The organism is Myxococcus sp. RHSTA-1-4 (genome assembly GCF_020037125.1).
Taxonomy (GTDB): Bacteria; Myxococcota; Myxococcia; order Myxococcales; family Myxococcaceae; genus Myxococcus.
In genome coordinates, this window is sequence record NZ_JAIQDG010000002.1 from 344,512 (window position 1) to 362,465 (window position 17,954).

15 protein-coding genes and 1 pseudogene are annotated in these 17,954 nt (G+C 71.7%); 2 read left to right on the top strand and 14 right to left on the bottom strand.

What is annotated here, in order from left to right; translation table 11 throughout:
• Position 1 precedes the first annotated feature (1 nt).
• From K8638_RS04890 to K8638_RS04910, 5 genes are all read right to left on the bottom strand, one after another.
• The gene (locus K8638_RS04890) at positions 2 to 1,135 is read right to left on the bottom strand and encodes an STM4014 family protein (protein WP_223753223.1); all 1,134 of its coding nucleotides are present in this window, start codon (positions 1,133 to 1,135) and stop codon (positions 2 to 4) included.
• A 6-nt stretch (positions 1,136 to 1,141) separates the two neighbouring features.
• Entirely contained in the window at positions 1,142 to 2,494 is a 1,353-nt protein-coding gene (locus K8638_RS04895; RefSeq protein WP_223753224.1) for a WGR domain-containing protein, read from the bottom strand.
• Positions 2,495 to 2,527: 33 nt separating this feature from the next.
• Positions 2,528 to 3,895: a WGR domain-containing protein gene (locus tag K8638_RS04900; protein WP_223753225.1), complete on the bottom strand. Its 1,368-nt coding sequence runs from the start codon at positions 3,893 to 3,895 to the stop codon at positions 2,528 to 2,530.
• Positions 3,896 to 3,938: 43 nt separating this feature from the next.
• Entirely contained in the window at positions 3,939 to 5,411 is a 1,473-nt protein-coding gene (locus K8638_RS04905) for a hypothetical protein (protein ID WP_223753226.1), read from the bottom strand.
• A gap of 89 nt (positions 5,412 to 5,500) precedes the next feature.
• On the bottom strand, positions 5,501 to 6,325 hold the full coding sequence (locus K8638_RS04910; RefSeq protein WP_223753227.1) for a carbonic anhydrase: 825 nt from the start codon (positions 6,323 to 6,325) through the stop codon (positions 5,501 to 5,503).
• A gap of 225 nt (positions 6,326 to 6,550) precedes the next feature.
• Here K8638_RS04910 and K8638_RS04915 point away from each other — a divergent pair, with 225 nt between their 5' ends.
• Both K8638_RS04915 and K8638_RS04920 read left to right on the top strand, forming a co-directional pair.
• Positions 6,551 to 7,441: a helix-turn-helix domain-containing protein gene (locus K8638_RS04915; RefSeq protein WP_223753228.1), complete on the top strand. Its 891-nt coding sequence runs from the start codon at positions 6,551 to 6,553 to the stop codon at positions 7,439 to 7,441.
• A gap of 60 nt (positions 7,442 to 7,501) precedes the next feature.
• Positions 7,502 to 7,810, top strand: a complete 309-nt coding sequence (locus tag K8638_RS04920; protein ID WP_223753229.1) for a putative quinol monooxygenase — start codon at positions 7,502 to 7,504, stop codon at positions 7,808 to 7,810.
• A 75-nt stretch (positions 7,811 to 7,885) separates the two neighbouring features.
• On the opposite strand, the gene K8638_RS04925 is transcribed toward K8638_RS04920, so the two are convergent.
• From K8638_RS04925 to K8638_RS04960, 9 genes and pseudogenes are all read right to left on the bottom strand, one after another.
• Complete coding sequence (locus tag K8638_RS04925; RefSeq protein WP_223753230.1) at positions 7,886 to 8,932, bottom strand: AAA family ATPase; 1,047 nt, start codon at positions 8,930 to 8,932, stop codon at positions 7,886 to 7,888.
• Entirely contained in the window at positions 8,929 to 12,204 is a 3,276-nt protein-coding gene (locus tag K8638_RS04930; RefSeq protein WP_223753231.1) for a hypothetical protein, read from the bottom strand. The genes K8638_RS04925 and K8638_RS04930 overlap by 4 nt, the downstream gene beginning before the upstream one ends.
• Before the next feature lie 166 nt (positions 12,205 to 12,370).
• The gene (locus K8638_RS04935; protein WP_370643920.1) at positions 12,371 to 12,964 is read right to left on the bottom strand and encodes a LysM domain-containing protein; all 594 of its coding nucleotides are present in this window, start codon (positions 12,962 to 12,964) and stop codon (positions 12,371 to 12,373) included.
• A 69-nt stretch (positions 12,965 to 13,033) separates the two neighbouring features.
• Positions 13,034 to 13,162 (bottom strand): annotated as a pseudogene (locus tag K8638_RS45110) (LysM domain-containing protein); the annotation flags it as partial.
• Between the two features lie 81 nt (positions 13,163 to 13,243).
• Positions 13,244 to 13,510, bottom strand: a complete 267-nt coding sequence (locus K8638_RS04940) for a hypothetical protein (RefSeq protein WP_223753233.1) — start codon at positions 13,508 to 13,510, stop codon at positions 13,244 to 13,246.
• Positions 13,503 to 15,620, bottom strand: coding sequence for an AAA family ATPase (locus K8638_RS04945; RefSeq protein WP_223753234.1), 2,118 nt, complete (start codon positions 15,618 to 15,620; stop codon positions 13,503 to 13,505). Before K8638_RS04945 ends, K8638_RS04940 begins: the two co-directional genes overlap by 8 nt.
• A complete protein-coding gene (locus tag K8638_RS04950; RefSeq protein WP_223753235.1) occupies positions 15,617 to 16,183 on the bottom strand; it encodes a hypothetical protein in 567 nt (188 codons plus the stop codon). The genes K8638_RS04945 and K8638_RS04950 overlap by 4 nt, the downstream gene beginning before the upstream one ends.
• Complete coding sequence (locus tag K8638_RS04955) at positions 16,180 to 17,265, bottom strand: hypothetical protein (RefSeq protein ID WP_223753236.1); 1,086 nt, start codon at positions 17,263 to 17,265, stop codon at positions 16,180 to 16,182. Before K8638_RS04955 ends, K8638_RS04950 begins: the two co-directional genes overlap by 4 nt.
• The gene (locus K8638_RS04960) at positions 17,262 to 17,873 is read right to left on the bottom strand and encodes a 4Fe-4S single cluster domain-containing protein (RefSeq protein ID WP_223753237.1); all 612 of its coding nucleotides are present in this window, start codon (positions 17,871 to 17,873) and stop codon (positions 17,262 to 17,264) included. Before K8638_RS04960 ends, K8638_RS04955 begins: the two co-directional genes overlap by 4 nt.
• Positions 17,874 to 17,954 lie beyond the last annotated feature (81 nt).

Here is a 17,954-nt window from a genome sequence, read left to right on the forward strand (position 1 = left end):
CTCACGCCCCGCGCAGGGCCTCGCGAATCTCCCACTCGTACACGGTGAGCCCGTCGCGGCGCAGGTTGGGCAGCAGGTCGCCGAAGGCGTTGGCCTCCAGTACGCGGTGTCCCGTGAAGTACTCCTCGAACATCAGGTCGATGCCCACGTGCAGGCAGTCGTGCGCGCGGGCCACGGCGCGGCAGCTCTCCAGGGCCTCCTCCCACTCGTTCGCGGGCGCCGCCGCGCGCAGTTCCTCCAGGTCCCCGCGCCAGCCGCCCAGGTGCAGGTTGGTGACGGGGTGCCGGCTCTGCCGCACCACCGTGAAGGCCGGCTCGCCGCGGACCATCAGCATCCGGCAGTCGAAGTAGTCGCCGCCCAGCCGCGCCTTGGGGATGGAGCGCTCCACCTGCGAGCCCTCGGCCAGGAGGAACTCCAGCACCTCGTCCACCCGCGAGGGCTCGTCGATGCGGCGGACCTTCAGCGAGTTGTACCAGCCCGTCTCCGCCTGCTCGATGGTGGTGACCAGGGTGTCCCGGGCGCGCCCCCGCCGGTAGATGGCCAGGCACGACGCCGACGAGCCGCAGGACAGCTTCACGAACACCTCGCGGCAGTCGTGCGCCCGCATCCGCTCGCGCAGCGACTCCGCGTCCGTCACCCCGTCCAGCGGCTCGGGCACGGGCACGCCCAGGGCCGCGTACTTCCGGGAGGTGAGGCGCTTGTCGAAGAGCTCCGCGATGCTCGCGGGCGACTGGAGCACCCGCCAGCGCGGGTGCGCCGTGAAGATGGACTCCAGCTCCGCCAGCGCGCGCAGGAAGCCCAGGTGGTGCTGCCGGGGGAAGAGGATGCGCCCGTGGTCGTACTCCAGGGCGTCCACCTCCTCCGGTGACAGGCGCCCGCATTCCAGGGCCCGGGCCTCCGGGAACCCGCGCTTGAGCAGCGCCTTCTCCACCTCCCAGCTCTCACCCGCCGAGTCGATGCGGACCAGCGCCTCCGTGTCCGGCAGGTCCGCGAGGAGCCCCGGGTGGGCGAGGAAGTCCACCCAGGGCACCACCCGGGCGGGTGGCAGCCCCTGGTGGGCCAAGGCCTCCTGGAAGAGGGTGACGCGGCGGTTCTCCGCGTTGCCGATGAGGATGAAGGGAGGGGCCGCCGCCATCCGGCGTTACTCGCCCACCGCCACGTAGCGGTGGTCGTCGTCCTCGTCGAAGTCGTGGCGGCGCTGGTGGCCGCGGGCCACGTCCGGGCACAGCTTCGCCAGCGACTTCGCGGCCTTGTCGCTGAGCAGGTTCTGGGTGACGTCCAGGTGCTTGAGGTGCTTGAAGGCCGCGGCGTTGGCGACCAGCACCTCCGCGCCCTTGTCCGTCAGGGTTCCCCGGGACAGGTCCAGCGTCTCGAGCTGCTTGAGCACCTTGGACTTCGGCAGCGCGTCGCACAGCGCGTCGGTGAACTCCGCGTTGCACAGCCCCAGGTGCTTCAGCTCCGGCAGACCCGTGGCGTCCAGGATGGGCTGGATGTGGCTCACCTCGCCCCCGGCGCCGTACTCCTCGGCGCCGAACCAGACCTCCAGCCGCTCCAGCTTCGGCCAGTGCGCGGCGGCAATGGACTTCACCGCCGGGCGGGGCAGGCCGCCCGTCTCCACGGTGAACTCACGCAGCTCCGGCAGGTCGACCTTCCCCAGGCTCACGTCGCCGCCGCGCAGGTGCAGCGAGCGGAGCTGGGGCAGGGCCTTGTACAGCGGCGCCACGTTGCCCACGTGGGTCCAGGAGATCTCCGTGTCGTCGGGGAACACGAAGTCTCCGATGAACAGTTTCCGGAGCGCCTTGGGGGCCGCCTTCGCGATGAGGCGGATGAGGTCGCCGTACTCGTTCTCCCCCTCGTTGTCCGCCAGGCCGAGGCTCAGCTCCTGGAGGAAGCGCGCGGACGGGTGGGCGAGGAGCATCGACAGCGTCTCGTCGATGGCGAACTCCACGTCCTGGCCATACTCCGCGGCCGCCACGCGGGCCTTCCGGATGAAGCCCAGGTGCCACTCCACCGACAGCGTCGGGTCGCCGAGCATCGTCGAGAGGCGCGTGCCCAGCAGCAGGCCCTGGTGCTTCTTGAGGTGGGCGGCCACCTTCCGCTTGAGCGCGGTGGCCTCCGCGCCCTTCGCCTGGAGCAGCGCGTGCTGGAGGGCAATCAGCTCGCCGCGGGGGTCTCCCTGGGACTGGAGCCAGTCGCCATAGACGAGATAGCCGTCCGGCGCTTCCGGAGCGCGGAGGATGGCGGCCTCCAGCTCCTTGTTGGACTTCGGCGCGGGCCCGGTCTCCGTCGGCTTGACGCGGGCGTAGCCCTTCTTCTCCTTCTCCAGGACCTGCTTCTGGTACGCGTTGCGCGCTTCCCAGCTGCCGTCGAACTTCTGGGTCTTCTCCTGACCGTCGGTGCCGATGCGCCCCCAGCGCGTGGTGAGGACGTTCTCCTGCCGGGTGATTTCCCAGAACTTGTTCGACGTGCCTTCCTTGAACTCGTAGCGCGGCATGGTGTGCCCCCCTCGGGCGTGGTGCGGGTGGTGCTACTCGCCCACGGCGGCGTAGCGGTAGTCCTCTTCGTAGTCGCGCTGGTTGCCCGCGCTCACGCTGGGGCACAGCTTCGCCACCAGCCGCTCGCCCTCGCCGGTGAGCGTGTTCTCGGTGAGGTCGATGTGCTTGAGGTGGGCGAAGGCCGCCGCGTTCTCCGCGAGGATGCGAGCGCCCTCGTCGGACAGGATACCTCGGGACAGGTCCAGCCGCTCGAGCTGGGGGAGCACCTTCGCCTTCGGGAGCAGCTTGCAGAGCTCGTCGGTGAACTCCGAGTTGCACAGGCCCAGCGACTTGAGGTTGGGCAGGCCCTTGCCGTCGAGGATGGGCTGGATGTCCTCCACGCCGCCCTCGGCGCCGTAGTTGTCGTTGCCGAACCAGACCTCCAGCCGCTCCAGCTTCGGCCACTTCGCGGCGGCGATGGACTTCACGGCGGACAGGGGCAGGCCGCCGGTCTCCACGGTGAACTCGCGCAGCTCCGGCAGGTCGATGTTGCCCAGCTCCACGGAGCCGCCGCGCAGGCGCAGGGAGCGCAGGTGGGGGAGCAGCTTGTACAGCTCCGAGATGTCATGGATGTGGGACCAGGAGATCTCCGTGTCGTCCGGATACTCGAAGTCACCGATGAACAGGCTCTGGAGCGTCTTGGAGCCGCCCAGCTCCTGGAGCGCCTCCGTGAGGCCCGAGACGACGTCGCTGTAGTCGTTCTCGTCGTCGAAGTGCGCCATGCCGATGGTGAGCCCGCGGAGGAACTTCGCGGACGGGTGGGCGAGCAGCTCCTTCACCAGCTCCGCCACGTCGCGGCCGGAGTCGTAGTCCTTCTGGCCCACGCGCGCGGAGCGGATGAAGCCCAGGTGCCACTCCACCTTCAGCTCCTCCTCGTCCGCGGCGTCCGCGAGGTCTCCGAGCAGCGCGGCCTTGTGGCTCTTGAGGAACTTGTTGATCTGCTTCTTGAGGTTCGCGGCCTCGTCGCCGCTGGCCTGCATCGCGGCGTGCTGGAGGGCGATGAGCTCGCCGCGCGGGTCACCCTGGCGCTGCAGCCAGTCGCCGTAGACGAGGTACGCGTCCACGTTGTCCGGGTTCGTGAGGATGGCGGCCTCCAGCTCCGGGTTGGACGCGGACTCGCCGGCCTCGCCTTCAGCCTCCTCGCCGGCCTCGCCGTCGCCCACCAGCTCGTAGCCCTTCTTCTCCTTCTCGCGGACGAGCTTCTCGTACTCCTTCTTCGCCTTGTCCGGGGAGTCGAAGGTCTGGGTCTTCTCCTGCCCGTCGGTGCCGATGCGGCCCCAGCGCGTGGTGAAGGTGGTGCCGGAGAGGGTGATCTCCCAGAACTTGCTGGAGCTGCCTTCCTTGAACTCGTACCGCGGCATGGACGTCCTCCGCGCGCCGTCGTGGCGCGTCCGGGACCGGACGCTAGAGAAGCCCCCGGGCAAGCTCAAGCGTCGCGCCAGTCCACGCCTCCCAGGGGCCGTCGGCGGCGGGCTCGGTGGCGGGGGCCGCCCTGTTTCCGAGCACGCGGACCCGGGGGCCCGGCCCGCTCAGGTCGAGGAGGTGCAGGCCTACCCGGGTATCCGGCTCCAGTGCGTCGTGCCCGCCATGACGGGCCGCGTCCAGGAGGAGCACGTCCACCCGGGCCCGCTTCGTGCCCGCGGCGGCCTCGGAGAGCACGGAGTCCAGGTCGGGGGCGGTGAGAACCTCCGCCGTGCCCCGGGCGCGCCACTCGCGCAGGAGCAGCTCGCACAGGCCGCGCTCCGCCTCCAGGGGGGAGAGGCCCTTTGCGTCCTGCACGAAGACCACCCGGAAGCGGAGGTCCTCGGCGGTCAGCCATGCGGACAGCCGGCGCACGAGGCACAGCACCAACCCCAGCGCGACGACGGCCCGCTGCCAGCGCACGCCCGCGTCCTTCACCCGCGCGTCCGCCAGGTCCGGCAGCAGGGCGAAGGTGATGACCCGCCGCCTGCGCACCGCGAGGCTCTCATCGCGCGTGTAGTAGAGGAGCTCGCCCTCCACGTAGCGCACGTCGAACAAGTCCAGGGTGGGCTCGTCCTCCATGTAGACCAGCTCGGAGGTGACGAGGTTCTCCAGGCTGCCCACGTTGGACACGGAGGCGAAGCCTCCCTGCGGGAAGGCGGCGTCGTCTTCCATCGCGGTGGGCGTGGGGCCGGAGGAGACGGGACGCGCGCGGAGCTTCGGAGGCAGTGTGCGGGACAGCGCCTCGGCGGCCTCCACCGCCTGTTCCAGGGCCAGCCGCTGGGCCTTGCCCTGGAGGTGCTCCAGGTTCTCCAGCGTGAAGGCCTCCGCGTCACCCATCAGCGCCTGGGCGCGGCGGGCCGCGCCGGCCAACGCCTCGTAGCCCTCCGCCAGCCGCTCCAGCACGGCGTGGGCTCCTGGCTCTCGCAGGGCGCTGTAGCCGGCGTGCAGCAATTCGGTGGGAGGACGGTCCAGCACCCGCCGCGCCAGGGCCGGGCTCAGCGCCGTGCCGGCCGTGAAGCCGAGCCGTGTCAGGACTCGCGCTACGAGGAAGGCCACGCCCCTGGCGCGGAGCGGCTCGGGCAGGCGGGCCAGGGCGGAGGAGACGGCCTCCAGGTGCGGCTCCGCGGCCAGCCGTGCCAGCACGTGGTCGTCATACGCGCGCACGGCGGCGCGGAGCCGGGGCAGCGTGTCCGGGACGGGCAGGGTGGGGGAGAGCGGGACGCCGGAGACGAGCCGGCCGAGGTCGGAGACGAAGGCCGGTGGAGGCAGGTCCGGCGACTCCGCGAGCGTGGCCAGCAGCCAGGGCACGGCCGCCGTCAGCGCCTCGGACGTGGGGCCGTCCTGACGGGCAAGGCAGAGTCCGGCGCACAGCCAGCGCTCCGCATCCTGGGGTCCTCGCAGCTCCGCGCTCATGGGTGCTCGTCACGAAGGCGGGGTGGGACGCGGGTCCGCACCCCGGAGTGAGCCAGAGCCTATCAGCCGCCCGTGGACCCGCGCGCGCCCTACCGGGTGCTGGCGTGCAGGTAGACGGTGCGGCCGTTGAGCGGCTGCGGCGGCCGGTTGTTGGGGTTGAGGTGCGGCAGCCGCTGGAAGGAGGCGATTTCGGCGTCCGACATCTCGATGGGGTCCTTCATCACGTACCACTCGACACCCTCGGTGCACGGGGGCGTCGTCAGCGAGCCGTGGTACTGGAAGAAGGCCTTGTTCTTCGGCAGCAGCGCGGAGGCGTTGATGCTCGCGCCCTTGGGCTCGCTGTGGTCACCCTTGTTCCACGGCAGGTGGTGGAAGGCGTCGTCCAGGGCGCGGTTGACCGAGCCCGCCTTGATGAAGACTCCCACGACGAGGACGCCGCCGCTGGTGTTCTTGTGCACCAGGTGCAGCTCGAGCGGGAAGTGGACTCCGTCCTCGGTGTGCTCGCTGGGCGTGTGGAAGTGGAACTGCGCGAGCTGGTACTCCTTCTCGCCCACGCGCACGGTGCTCCCCGCGTCGTACTCGAACTCCACGGTGTGGCCGTTGTTGACCATGCGCACGCGGCTGGGGCGGTAGTTGAAGGAGGGCGCCGGGTGGGTGTCGGGCGTGGTGTTGGCCGTCACCAGCTCGACGGGCGACTCCTCCTTTCCGGTCGCGCAGGTGGTGGCGCCGGGCAGGTCTCCCCAGTGCGCCGGTCCGACGGCTTCGCCATAGCCCCAGTGCCCTCCGGTGTGGCTGGTGGCCTCGGGCGGGGGAGCGTGCGCCGGCTCGGAGGCCCAGGCAGCGGTGGAGCAGAGGAGGGAGAGCAGCAGCGCCCGGCGTACGCCGGGCAGGGACGGACGAGGGGGGAGGTGCATGTCGAGAGGCTCCTGGCCCGGCGCCATCCTGCCGGGCACCTGAGATTGCAGCGCGCCGCCGAGGGCGTGTCCAGCCGCCCTCCGGACAGATGGAACAGGCGGACTGCTGCCTTCATTTACGACTCGCGGGCGGGCTCGCCCTCGTGTCGCGCGGGGCCGAGCAACGAACCTTTCCGAAGCCAACAGCTTTCCTTCGGACGAGGTGCGGACTCCTGCGACACGGCGGTGCTGGAGCTCTTGGCGGTGGACGTGAAGGGCTCGATGGAGAAGATGCACGCGGAGGGTGTCGCGCGAGGAGAGCGCATGGAGATGGCCGAGCAGTCCCCCACACATGCGCTCCGGCCCTTTGTCGACCGCTTCTGGAGCATGCGCACCGCGCCCGGTGAGGCGGTGACCTTCGCCGAGCTTCTTCCCGGCACCGGCGCGGAGCTGATGGTGCACCTCGGTATTCCGCTCCAGCGCGCCGACGGCGCTTCGCTGCCCGCGAGCCACCTGCTGTGTCTGCGCGAGAGCACATTGCGGACGGCGGCGGGGGCGGGTGGGCTCGACATGTTCTGCGTGCGTTTCCGCGCGGGGGCGCTCCGCCACTTCATCGACGCGGAGGTCGGTGACGTCGTGGACGCCAACGCCTCCTTCGACGACCTCGCGGGGCCGCTGTCTCGCGTGCTGCGCGAGGGGCTCGCACAGCGGTACGCCTTCGTGGACCGGGTGGCGTTCGCCGAGCGCGTCCTCCAGGAACTGCGCGCGCGCTTCGTGCGTCCCGACGTGCTCGTCGACCGAGCGCTTCACCGCATCTATGCCTCGGGTGGCGAGCTGCGCATCGGGGCGGTGGCACGCGAGCTGGGCGTGGTGCCGCGCCATCTCGCGCGCCGATTCCAGGCGACGGCCGGCGTCTCACCGAAGCGGTTCGCGCGGCTCGTGCGCTTCTCCAAGACGGTGCGTGCGCTCATTCTCGAGCGGGGGCACGACATCGGGCGCGCCGCGGTGGAGCACGGCTACTTCGACCAGGCGCATTTCACGCACGAGTTCGTCGCGCTCGCGCGTCAGCCGCCGGGGGCGTTCCTGCGCGCCGTGACGAACAGGTCTCATTTCTACAAGCCGTCGCTCGCGCGCTGACGCAGGTTCTCGTCAACGGCCGCGGCCCACGGACAGGACGCGTGCCACAAGGAGAGCCAGATGCGAGTTGCCATTGCCGTCCTCGAAGCCAGACCGGAGGCAGTCGAGACCGTCGAACACGCGCTTCGTGCGCTCGTGGAGCCCACGAGCCGGGAGGCCGGGGCGGTCACCTACGTCGTGCACCGGGACTCCAAGCGCAGCACCCGCTTCGTCGTCTACGAGCGCTACGTGGACCGCGACGCGCTCGAACGTCACATGAGCGCCCCCTGGCTCACCGGGGCGGTCGGCGCGCTCCAGGCCCACCTCGCGTCGCCGCCCGCGGTCGAGTTCCTTGATGAGCTCGCCGCTTTCGACCGGCCAGCGAGGTAGGGGATCACGGCCCGCGGACCGGAGCGCCGCGGCCACCCGCCTGGAGGTACGAAGGCCCGCACCGGCTGAAGCCCGTTATGTGAGGCCCAGCAGCCGGGGCACCTTCTCCTCCAGCAAATCAATCTCCTCGCGGCTCTCGCCCAGGTAGGAGAGGAGCTGGAGGTCCTGCCGCTCCACCGCGCCGCCATGGAAGATCCACGCACGCGTGCGCAGCAGCCGGTAGAGCTTCACCAGCTTGCGGTCGCTGATGAAGACGCCGTCCTCGCGCGTCAGCGTCTGCACCACCCGGCGGAACTCCCGCAGCAGCTCGTCCCGGAAGAAGAGGTCCCTGTCGCGCAGCTCGCGTCCGTCCGGGCCCGTCTCCCTCCGGCCCATCATCAGCGTCAGGTAGCGGTGCGCCTTCAGCACGTCATCCAGCGTGGCGTGCCCCTCCGCCCACGGCTTCTGGTTCAGCTCGCGGTACGTCTGCGACTCCAGGCCGGAGTCCAGCAGCTCCAGGAAGTAGCGGTCCTGCACCGGGCGGCATGCCGCCTTGAGGCAGAAGCGGTCCTTCAGCGCGCCCAGCTCCGCGTGCTCGGGCAGCTCGTTGGTGGCCGCGAAGAGCACCTTCAGCCGCACCGGCTGCGGCGCACCGTCCTGGTAGAACTTGCGCTCGTTGATGACCGTCAGGAGTGCGTTGAGGATGGCCGAGCTGGCCTTGAACACCTCATCCAGGAAGACGAGCCGCGCGGTGGGCAGCTTGCCGCCCTCGCGCCGGATGTAGCGGCCCTGGCGCAGCAGGTTGATGTCGATGGGGCCCAGCACCTCTGACGGCTCCGTGAAGCGCGTCAGCAGGTACTCGAAGTAGTCCTCATTCGGGATGCGCAGCGCGTCCCGGAACTTGAGCACCAGGTCCGACTTCGCCGTGCCCGGGGGGCCCACCAGCAGCAGCGGCTCCTGCGCCACCGCCGCCACCGTCATCAGGTCCACCAGCGACTGCTTGCCCACGAAGTGCCGGCCCAGCGACAGCCGGAAGCGATTGAGCCGCTCGCGCAGGGCATGGGCCTCGCGGGAGAGCGCGTCCAACGACAGCTCGCTGATGGGGTCGGCGGCGGATGCCTCGCGCCGGGGAAGACTGCTCATGTTGTGCGCTCCTCCAGCTCCCGATGGATGCGCCGTCGCACCAGGAATTCGTCCTCGTCCAGCCAGCTCCGCGCGCGCTCACCGGTGCCCTGGCCCACTTCCACGTGGCCCAGCACGAGCGCATCCGCAAGCTCCACCACGGAGAGGCAGAAGTGGCTGTTCGTGTTGTAGCTGTCCGTCACCGCCGGCAGGCCTTCCGACAGCCGCGCCAGCCCCGGCAGGGCCACCTCCACCGGCGCGTACGCCAGCGCTCCCGCGAGACTCCGCGTCAGCGCCAGCCGCTCCGGCAGGGCGCCCTTCGCCGCCGCCAGTGAGTCGAAGGCCCGGTCGAACACGGCGACCGCCTCGGGCGTCTGGCCCAGCATCGCCAGTCCCGCGGCCACACCAAGCTGCGCCGGCAGCGGCGTCTTGGGGCGGGTGAGGAGCCCCTGGGCCGCCTCCACCAACTCGGCGGCCTGGCGGGACAGGCCCACCCGGCGCAGGCCGCGCAGGCTCATCCCGAGCAGGCCCTGGGCCCACGCGGGGGACTCCGGCGGCAGCGCCACCAGCACCTTGCGCAGCCGCGCCGCCAGCGCCGTCGCGCGGTCCGCCCGGCCGAAGAGGGCCGCCAGCGTGAGCGCGTCGCCGAGCATCTGTCCCTGCGCCTCGCCGGGAAGCCCCTCCAGGGCCCCCACCAGGCTGTCCAGCAGGGGCAGCGCGCGAGCCGGGGAGAGACGGGGGAGCGTGTCCAGCAGCCCTCCCACGAGCCGCTGGCGCTCCGGCGCGGGCAGCTTCGGGGCCAGGGCCCGGGCGGTGAGCGCCTCCACCTCGGCGGCCACCTTGCCCGCATCCTTTATGTCCCGCAGCGCCGCGAACTCCTCGCCGCGCAAGTCCCGCGCGCCGCGCCCGAAGGCCCGCGCCGGGTCCAGCCGCTCGCTGGGCTCCAGCAGCGCGGAGGCTTGCCGCAGCCGGTCCACCTTGTACCGCTGGAAGGTGCTCAGCGCGTTCAGCTCCGCGGCGATGTCCGCCGGCAGCGGCGTCTCCGGCGGCAGGCCCTCCAGCGCCTGCGCCACGCGCGCCCCGTAGGCCCGCGAGAGAAAGCCGTGGATGGGCTCCTGCGCGTCGAGCGCTCCGGCCGCGGTGGCCACCAGCGCGCGCGCCCGGTCCGCCTGTCCCAGCCGCGCCAGCCCGCAGGCGAAGACGAAGTGGACATACGCCTGGGTGAGCGCGGGCGGAGCCTCGACGGAGGAGCGGCGGCGCGCCGTGCGCTCGAAGCGCTCCAGCAGCGCCTCCAGCTGCCCCACCAACCGGGGCGCGTGCGCCGCGTTCGTTCCCGCGCGGAGGAAGCGGGGCACGTCCCTCGCCAGCGACAGGCCGCGCTGGAGCATCCCCAGCAGCCGGTCTCCGGCCCGGGCCAGTCCGAGCGGGTCTCCTCCCGCCAGCCGGTCCAGCGAGGCCCGCGCCAGCCACAGGGAGCGCACGTCGAGCGCCGCGTCGTGCTTGTCCAACCAGCGCTGCACGGAGGGCACGTCCCCGGGCGCCGCCTCGCCGGGCACCAGCACCGCGCGCGCCAGGGCACTGGCCAGCGCCCGCACGTCGTCGCCCGACGGCTCGGCGCGGGAGAGCAGCTCGGCGGCGGAGGCGGCGCCGTCCGCCTCGGCCCAGCGCGAGGCCAGCTCGGCGGCCTCGCTGCCCGTGGCTTCCCACAGCGCGCGTGTCCAGCACAGGCCCGCTTCGCGCCGGTGCCCGAGCTGCCCGTTCAGCTCCGCCATGCGCACCCAGAGCTGCCGCCGCTCGTCCGAGTCCGCGGGCGCGTCGAGGGCGAGGAAGGACTTCTCCAGCTTCGTCAGCTCCTCCTCGGCGGCGCTGACCTGTGAGGGCGTGAGCGGCGCCAGCCGCGCCCTGGAGGACGGGGCCTGGGCGGCGCGAGTCGTGGTGACCTGGACCGGCCTGGACGGAGCGGCAGGCTCCGAGGGAGCGCTCCGGCGTGAGCGGCGGGACGTCCGCGAGTCCTTCTCGTCCTCCTCGTCGGACTTCGTGGGCCTGGACGAGAGGGTCATCCACTCGCCCGACGTGGCCTCGAAGGCGTCGAAGTCGAAGGTCGTCCCGCGCACCCACGGCGCCAGCGCGGAGGCGCCCGTGTCCACCACGTAGTCCACCCAGGTGTCGAGCGGGTGGAAGGCCGACTCGGGCAGGCGCTCGGCGCGGAAGGCTCCGCTGCCCGTGGGGTGCAGCCAGGTGACGGTGTCTCGCTCGGGGGCGAGCAGCGCGCGCAGCCTGTCCCTCCGCACGGGCGGCTCCAGCAGGCCGTCACAGGGCAGGAAGAGGTCCGCCAGTTGCGGCAGCGGTGCGTACGCCATGCCGGACAGGCCCAGCTCCGGCGGGCGCTCGCGGCCCGGTCTCGCGCGGAGGACGATGCACGGCGATTCCGGCGGCCCGGCCACCGCGAAGCGGAGCTGCGCCAGCAGTGCCTCCGGCAGCGTGTGGACGAGCGACTCCACCTGGGCCACGGCATTCTCGCGCAGCACCCAGAGGCTGGCCGGCTCCGTGCGCGCCGCGCGGGTGAGGCGCAGCGGCACCGAGAGGCGCCCCGGTGCGGGCACGGGTTCCCAGTCCTCCGCCGGCTCGGGGAGCCGCAGGTCGGTGAGCTGGTACAGGTCCGTCCACGGCCCGTCGGACGCGGTCAGCCAGGGCCCCTCGCCGGTGATGAGCAGCAGCGTCCGGGGCGCGGGCTGGAGCGTGCGCGCGAGCGGGTGCGTGTGCCCCAGCTCCACCCAGACGGAGTGTTGCCCGGGCACCGCGGGCACGAAGGCGCGCAGTCCACCCGTGTGGTCCAGCGCGCCCGTGAGGGTGAAGTAGGGCGGCGCCATCGCGCGCAGCAGGGCCCGCTGTCTGGAGTCACCGCTGCCGTGGCTCGCGAAGCAGACCTCCTGCCGGTCGCAGCCCAGGCGCAGCATCTCGCCGGCCAGCGGGAGCAGCGCCTCCGGGGCCGCCGGAAGGAAGAGCACAGGTCCCGAGGGCGCGGCATCGACGGAGACTCGGCGCGTGGAGATGAGCTCCGCCCAGCACAGCACCGGAGCCGACTCGCCGGAGTCCGGCTTCGCCACCCTGACGCCGAAGGACGTCAGTTGCTGGAGCGCGGCCTTGCCCGGAGACACCTCCGGGGTGACGTGGAGCGCACCCTCCGCGGTCCGGCGGTAGCGCGCCGGCGCGGCCTGCACTTCGGAAGGGACGAGGCCGGAGGTGAGCGCGAGCTGGAGCGCTTCCTCGCTGGGGAAGACGAGCGTGGGCATCACCAGACGCCCTCGCGGGGCGTCCGACTCCCTGTCCTGGGCAGACCCATGGCCGGAGCATAGGGCAGGAGCACGGCGAGGAGCAGAGGGACCTCGCCGCCAGACATGCCGCCCGCTCGTGCTCCGCCCGGGCCGGGGGCGGCGGTGTGCCGCCTCGCGGCGGGCGCTACATCGTCGGCATGAAGATCTTCAGCCCGGAGCGGCCTCCCGCGCCGAGCGTGTTGCGCTCGATGAAGTCGCTCACGGACGAGCGGCCGTCGCCGGTGGTGATGGCGGTGTGGCCGTAGATGCTGCCCAGCCGCGTCGAGGTCTTCTCCCAGGTGAGGACGAGGCCCGGAATCTTCAGCGCCTCCTCGAGCGACATGTTGACCTGCTTGAACTTGTCGCGCGGCAGGTTGTTGTCGATCTGGTTCCCGTTGCCCCAGACCTTGAAGCCGAAGGCGTTCTGGATGGCCCTGCTGACGCCGGTGGCGCACAGGCCCTGGCTGGTGTACCCGCCCATGCCCAGCGCGGCCGCCCGGCCCGCGTTCGCGAGCTTGAGCATCGCGGGCGTTGCCTTGCCCGGCTTGCCGGCGCCCTGGCTGCCCTCGGTCTTCCCGCCGCCCTGGGGAGGAGCCTGGGTGCCGCCTCGCCCCGGGATGCGCAGGGTGGTGCCCGCGTGGATGAGGTTCGGGTTGGAGATGTTGTTGGCGCGCGCCAGCTCCGAGACGGTGGTCTTGAAGCGCGCGGCGATGCCCGAGAGGGTGTCGCCGGGGCGGATGCGGTAGGTGGACGCGGCGCCGCCGCTCTTCGCGGGCTCGAAGCTGTCGCCCCGTCCCGGGACGCGCAGGGTGGCGCCCGCGCGGATGAGGTTCGGGTTGGAGATGTTGTTGGCGCGCGCCAGCTCCGAGACGGTGGTCTTGAAGCGCGTGGCGAGGGCGGAGAGGGTGTCGCCGGGGCGGATGCGGTAGGTGGACATGGGCGGTTCCTGACACCATTGTCGGGGCAGCCCTTGCCGAGTTGCGTAGAGCGCTCTCGATTTCTCGGATTTCACTCCGCATCAGGCTTTCTGGCCCACCTTTCCGGAAGTCTCCTCGGCCGAGGACGTGGGCTCCGCGACCTGCCCGGCCGGGGTGTCGCGCTGGACGATGACGCGGCCCACCTCGGACGCCTTCAGCGTGCCGCCGGCGATGAGCTTGTCCACGAGGCGGCGGTGCTCCTCCTCGTGCTCCATGGGGAGCGCGTCCGAGTCGCTCTCGTACTGGATGATGACGTCCTTGCGGCCCGTCGCGGGGTCCACCTGGAGGCGGAGGATGAGGCTAGCCAAGGGCGGACTCCTTCTTCGGCGCCTGCGCGGGCGCCAGGTGGGTGAAGGCCTCGCGGTCCAACACCTTGCGTTCGATGAGCAAATCCCTCAGGGCCACGAGGCGGGCCTTCTCGCGCTGGAGGATGTCGCGGGCCCGGGTGCGCTGCTCCGCCAGCACCTGCTCCACCGCGGCCTCCAGCGTGCTGCGCGTGGCATCGGAGAGGGCATGCCGGTCCGCCTGCCGCCCCGGGGCGTCGAAGCGGCGCACCGGCACCCGGTCGCCGCCCATGCCCAGCTCCTCCACCAACTCGCGGGCCATCTCCGTGGCGCGCTGCAGGTCGTGCGCGCTGCCCAGGGACAGGTCGTCCAGCAGCAGCGCCTCCGCCTCGCGGCCACCGAAGAGCATGCAGATGCTGTCGAGCATCTGCCCGCGCGTGACGACGTAGCGGTGCGCCGGGTCCGCGTACTGCACGAAGCCGAGCGAGCCCGCCAGGTCCCCGCGGATGCTGATGCGGTCGATGGCGGGCGCATGCGGGCAGAAGAGGGCGCACACCGCGTGGCCGGCCTCGTGCGTGGCCACCACCTTCTCTTCCGCGGGCGTGAGCTCCGGCCGGTCCAGGAACTCGGTGAGGGCGCGCTCCACGTCCACCGCCTCGGTGGGGCCTTGCGAGGCGTCGCGCAGCCGGCGCCGCGCCAGGGCCCGGCACAGGGCCTGGATGTGGTCGCCGGAGAAGCGCGTGCCGGTGCCCTCCACGAGGTCCCCCGTGCGCTTCACCGCGTAGTCCAGCGCCCGCTCCGTCATCGCGAGGCCCAGCTTCTTGTCGTAGATGGACAGGATGGCGCGGCGGTCCGTGCTGTTCGGGTAGGGGATGCAGAGCTGGAACTCGAAGCGGCCGGGGCGCAGCAGCGCCGGGTCCAGCGACTCCACGAAGTTGGTGGTGCCCACCACGAAGACCAGCTCCTCCTTGCGGAAGCCGTCCATCTCCGTGAGGAGCTGGTTCACCATGGAGTGCTCCACGCCGGAGCCGGTGAAGGTGCCGCGCGCGGCGGCGAAGGAGTCCAGCTCGTCGAAGACGATGATGCTGGGCGCGGCCTGCCGGGCGCGGACGAAGATCTGCCGCAGGTTCTCCTCGCTCTCGCCCACCCAGCGGCTCTTGAGCTCCGGGCCGCTCACCACCTGCACCGCAGCGCCGAGCGAGGACGCCATCGCCTTGGCGAAGAGCGTCTTGCCCGTGCCCGGAGGGCCCCAGAAAATCATCCCGCGCGGCAGCAGCGCCTCCACGCGCTTCACCGCCTCCGGGTCGCTCAGCATGTCCTTGTGCGCGAGCACGTCCAGGATTTCCTGCTGGAGCCGCTGCTTCACCTTGGCGTACCCGCCGATGTCCCCGTGCAGGTCCAGCTCCGGCACGCTGAGGTTGCCGGTGAGCGTGGCGGTGCGGAGCTGCGCGTACGCGGGCCGAGGGTCCGCGGGGTAGTCCTCGCCCGTAATCGCGCCCAGCAGCCGGCGCAGGCGCACGGCGTTGACACCGGACACGTGCTTGTAGAGCGCGTACGGCTGGAGGCCCCGGCCGAACTTGCGGCTCTCTCGCTGGGTGATGAGGTAGCGCAGCCTGTCCCGGCTCACGCCGAGGATGCTCTCCTTGTGGGGGAAGAGGTTCTCGATGACGCGCGGCACCGGGAAGGACGGGTCCTTGAAGCCGACCCAGACCATCTCCGGGTTCTCGTACAGCAGGGGGATGACCTCGCGCGCTTCGGAGGTGAGGCCGCCGCTGCTGGTGGTGAGCAGGTCCAGGTGGGGCAGCACGACGATGCGCTCGCGCACCGCGCCTCGCACCGCGTCCCGGAGCTGGCCGATGAGCGTGGCCATCATGCTCGGCGCGGGCATGCCCGGGGGCGGCTCCTGCGCGGCGCGGCCGTCCAGGTAGAGGAACTGCTTGCCGTCCTTCTTCAGCCTGTCCCGCAGGCACTTGTAGAAGAAGGGCGTCAGCTCCTTGTCCGCCTCAATCATCACCGGCAGGCCGCGCAGCAGCGCCTCACAGATGCGGCCCAGCTCCGCGGGATAGGCGGCCTCCACGGCGGCGAAGGGCGACAGCTCGGTGGGGAGGGACTCCTCGGGGATGCGCTGGCTCATACGCGAACCTTGATGGTGAGCGAGCCGGTGGCCGCGTCCTCGTGAATCTCCTCCACGGTGCCGAGCTGACGGGCGCGCAGCTTGAGGGCCTCGGCCGTCACCTTGTTGGACACGGAGTCCAGCTCCGACTTGAGGTCGCGCAGCCGGCCTTCGAGGCGGCGGGTGACCTGCTCGCGCAGGCGCTCCGAGGCGTCCCTGGCTTCGTCCTCCAGCTTGGAGAGGGCCTTCTGCCGCGCTTGGACTTCCGCCTCCTTCGTCTCGGACTCCCGGGCGACACGCACCTCGCCCGTCGCGGTCAGCTTCACCTGCGCCTCGTCCGCGAGCGTGACGCTCACGTCTCCGGTGGTGACGTCCACGGCGATACGGACGCCGTCCGACTCGGTGCGCACGGCGACGTCGCGGTCGCGGGTGAAGCCCCGGCTCGTGAGCTCCTCCGCGAGCAGGCCGGCCAGCTCCTCACGGGACAGCAGGGGGAGCAGCTCCAGCTTGGAGCAGATGCCGTCCTCGGCCTGCACCACGCGGTTGAGGGACTCGGAGACGGAGACTCGGTAGGCGCGGCTCATGGGGCGCTCCCGGTGGAAGGTGGGGGAAGGGTACCTGGAATCGCACTGGCGGTCGTGAGCGGCGTGGACAGCTCGCGCTCCAGGTCCGCGGCGCGGCGGAAGCCGGCCTCGCCGAAGGCGCTCCACTCGGACAGGAGGAGCTGGGCGGCGTCGTAGTTGTCGTCGAAGAAGCGCACGGTGCGGTGCTCCGCGTCCCAGCGCGCGAGCCGGCCCAGCGTGCGGAGGAAGGCTCCCGCGGCCTTCGCGGCACTGGCCCTCAGGCTCAGGGACTCGGACAGGGAGAGGCCCTCCACCCAGCGTGCCGCGGGCTGCTCCATGAGGGGGCGCGCAGACTCAAGCAGGAAGCCCGCGAGGTCTCGGCGGCCGGCGGAGTCCACGGCGTCGAGGAACACGGACAGCACCGCCTCCTGCGCGGTGCCGAGCGCCACCAGGTCCTCGGGCTCGAGGATGAGGCGCTTTGACTCCTCCAGCCGGCGCCAGCGGTGCGCGAGGTCCTCTCGCAGGGCTTCGAGCAGCCAGCCATTGCCCGCGAGCAGCGGGGCGAAGGAAGCGGCGGTGAGACTTGGAGGCGGCGTGCCGAGCAGCTCCGGGAAGCCGAGCCAGCAGAGGGCGGAGTTCCGGAAGTGGGGCTGTGCGCCCACGGACTTCGCGCAGGGTGTGCCCGCGACGAGGCGGCAGCAGAGGTAGAGGAACAGCTCGTCCGCGACCGTGGGGACGCCGTCACTGTGCAGCGTTGCGCAGCCGTGCTTCACGAGCGGCTGTTCCAGGAGCCAGCGCAGGGTGTGGAAGGTCTGGGGGGAGAAGTGGAGCTCGGGGGGCGGGTGACGCTCCCAGAGCCGGGCGGAGCGCTCCTGCCCATTGTCGAGGTAGCGCTGCTTCCGCCAGCCACCGCAGCGGGCGAGGGCGAGGACGCTGCCCTTGGAGAGGGTGTCTCGCAGGACGTGCATCGCGCCGGGGCTCAGGCGCTCGGGGACGGTGTGGCGGTCGCGGAGCAGGTCCTCCACGGGGGCGTACTGCCCCAGGCCCACGATGGCGCGGGCGAGCGTGAGCAGCTCGTGCTCGGTGGGGGAGACCTGGATCATGGACGCAGCCGGTTGGCGAGCTCGGGCCAGCCGTTGATGACGAGCTTCCCCTCGACGAGGTGGACCTCGGCGGTGTTGGGAGCGGTGAACCGGGGCTCATCCGGCGAGTAGCGCGGGGTGAGGAAGTGCATGACCTGGTTGCGCGAGCCAATCCAGCGGCGTTGAGTCTCCGGCTGGTCCTTCTCGAAGCGGCCATCTACCAGAAGGTCGGCGGTTGCAAGCAGCCGCTCCACGTCTGGGTGCGCCTGGGCCTTCAGCTCCGCCAGCGTGAAGCCGGTGAAGACCATGATGCTGAGGCCAGCCGCGCGGACGCGTTCGCACAGGTCGGCGGCGGGGCCGGGCTGGGAGAAAGGTTCTCCACCCAGGAGGCTGAGGCCCTCGATGCCGGGGGTGGCCAGGACTCGCGCGGCGATGGACTCCACCGTCATGAGGGGGCCGCGCTCGAAGGCGAACATCTCCGGGTTGCAGCAGCCCGGGCAGCGCAGGGCACAGCCCTGGACCCACAGCGCGAAGCGGTTGCCCGGTCCTTCCGCCTCGGTGCGGGGGACGACCTGGGCCACCCGGAGCACCGGAGCGCTGCTGGGGGAGTTTCCTTCGACGGGGGACATGGAACCCCCGCAGCATGCCAGGAGCGATGCGGTCCGGGGAGTGGGCCCTTGCTCCCCTGGCCACCAGGCTAGCTCCTGGCG

Coding starts and splice junctions, on each gene's coding strand:
- K8638_RS04890 (WP_223753223.1), bottom strand. CDS start 1,135: ATGGCGGCGGCCCCTCCCTTCATCCTCATCGGCAACGCGGAGAACCGC.
- K8638_RS04895 (WP_223753224.1), bottom strand. CDS start 2,494: ATGCCGCGCTACGAGTTCAAGGAAGGCACGTCGAACAAGTTCTGGGAA.
- K8638_RS04900 (WP_223753225.1), bottom strand. CDS start 3,895: ATGCCGCGGTACGAGTTCAAGGAAGGCAGCTCCAGCAAGTTCTGGGAG.
- K8638_RS04905 (WP_223753226.1), bottom strand. CDS start 5,411: ATGAGCGCGGAGCTGCGAGGACCCCAGGATGCGGAGCGCTGGCTGTGC.
- K8638_RS04910 (WP_223753227.1), bottom strand. CDS start 6,325: ATGCACCTCCCCCCTCGTCCGTCCCTGCCCGGCGTACGCCGGGCGCTG.
- K8638_RS04920 (WP_223753229.1), top strand. CDS start 7,502: ATGCGAGTTGCCATTGCCGTCCTCGAAGCCAGACCGGAGGCAGTCGAG.
- K8638_RS04925 (WP_223753230.1), bottom strand. CDS start 8,932: ATGAGCAGTCTTCCCCGGCGCGAGGCATCCGCCGCCGACCCCATCAGC.
- K8638_RS04930 (WP_223753231.1), bottom strand. CDS start 12,204: ATGCCCACGCTCGTCTTCCCCAGCGAGGAAGCGCTCCAGCTCGCGCTC.
- K8638_RS04945 (WP_223753234.1), bottom strand. CDS start 15,620: ATGAGCCAGCGCATCCCCGAGGAGTCCCTCCCCACCGAGCTGTCGCCC.
- K8638_RS04950 (WP_223753235.1), bottom strand. CDS start 16,183: ATGAGCCGCGCCTACCGAGTCTCCGTCTCCGAGTCCCTCAACCGCGTG.
- K8638_RS04955 (WP_223753236.1), bottom strand. CDS start 17,265: ATGATCCAGGTCTCCCCCACCGAGCACGAGCTGCTCACGCTCGCCCGC.
- K8638_RS04960 (WP_223753237.1), bottom strand. CDS start 17,873: ATGTCCCCCGTCGAAGGAAACTCCCCCAGCAGCGCTCCGGTGCTCCGG.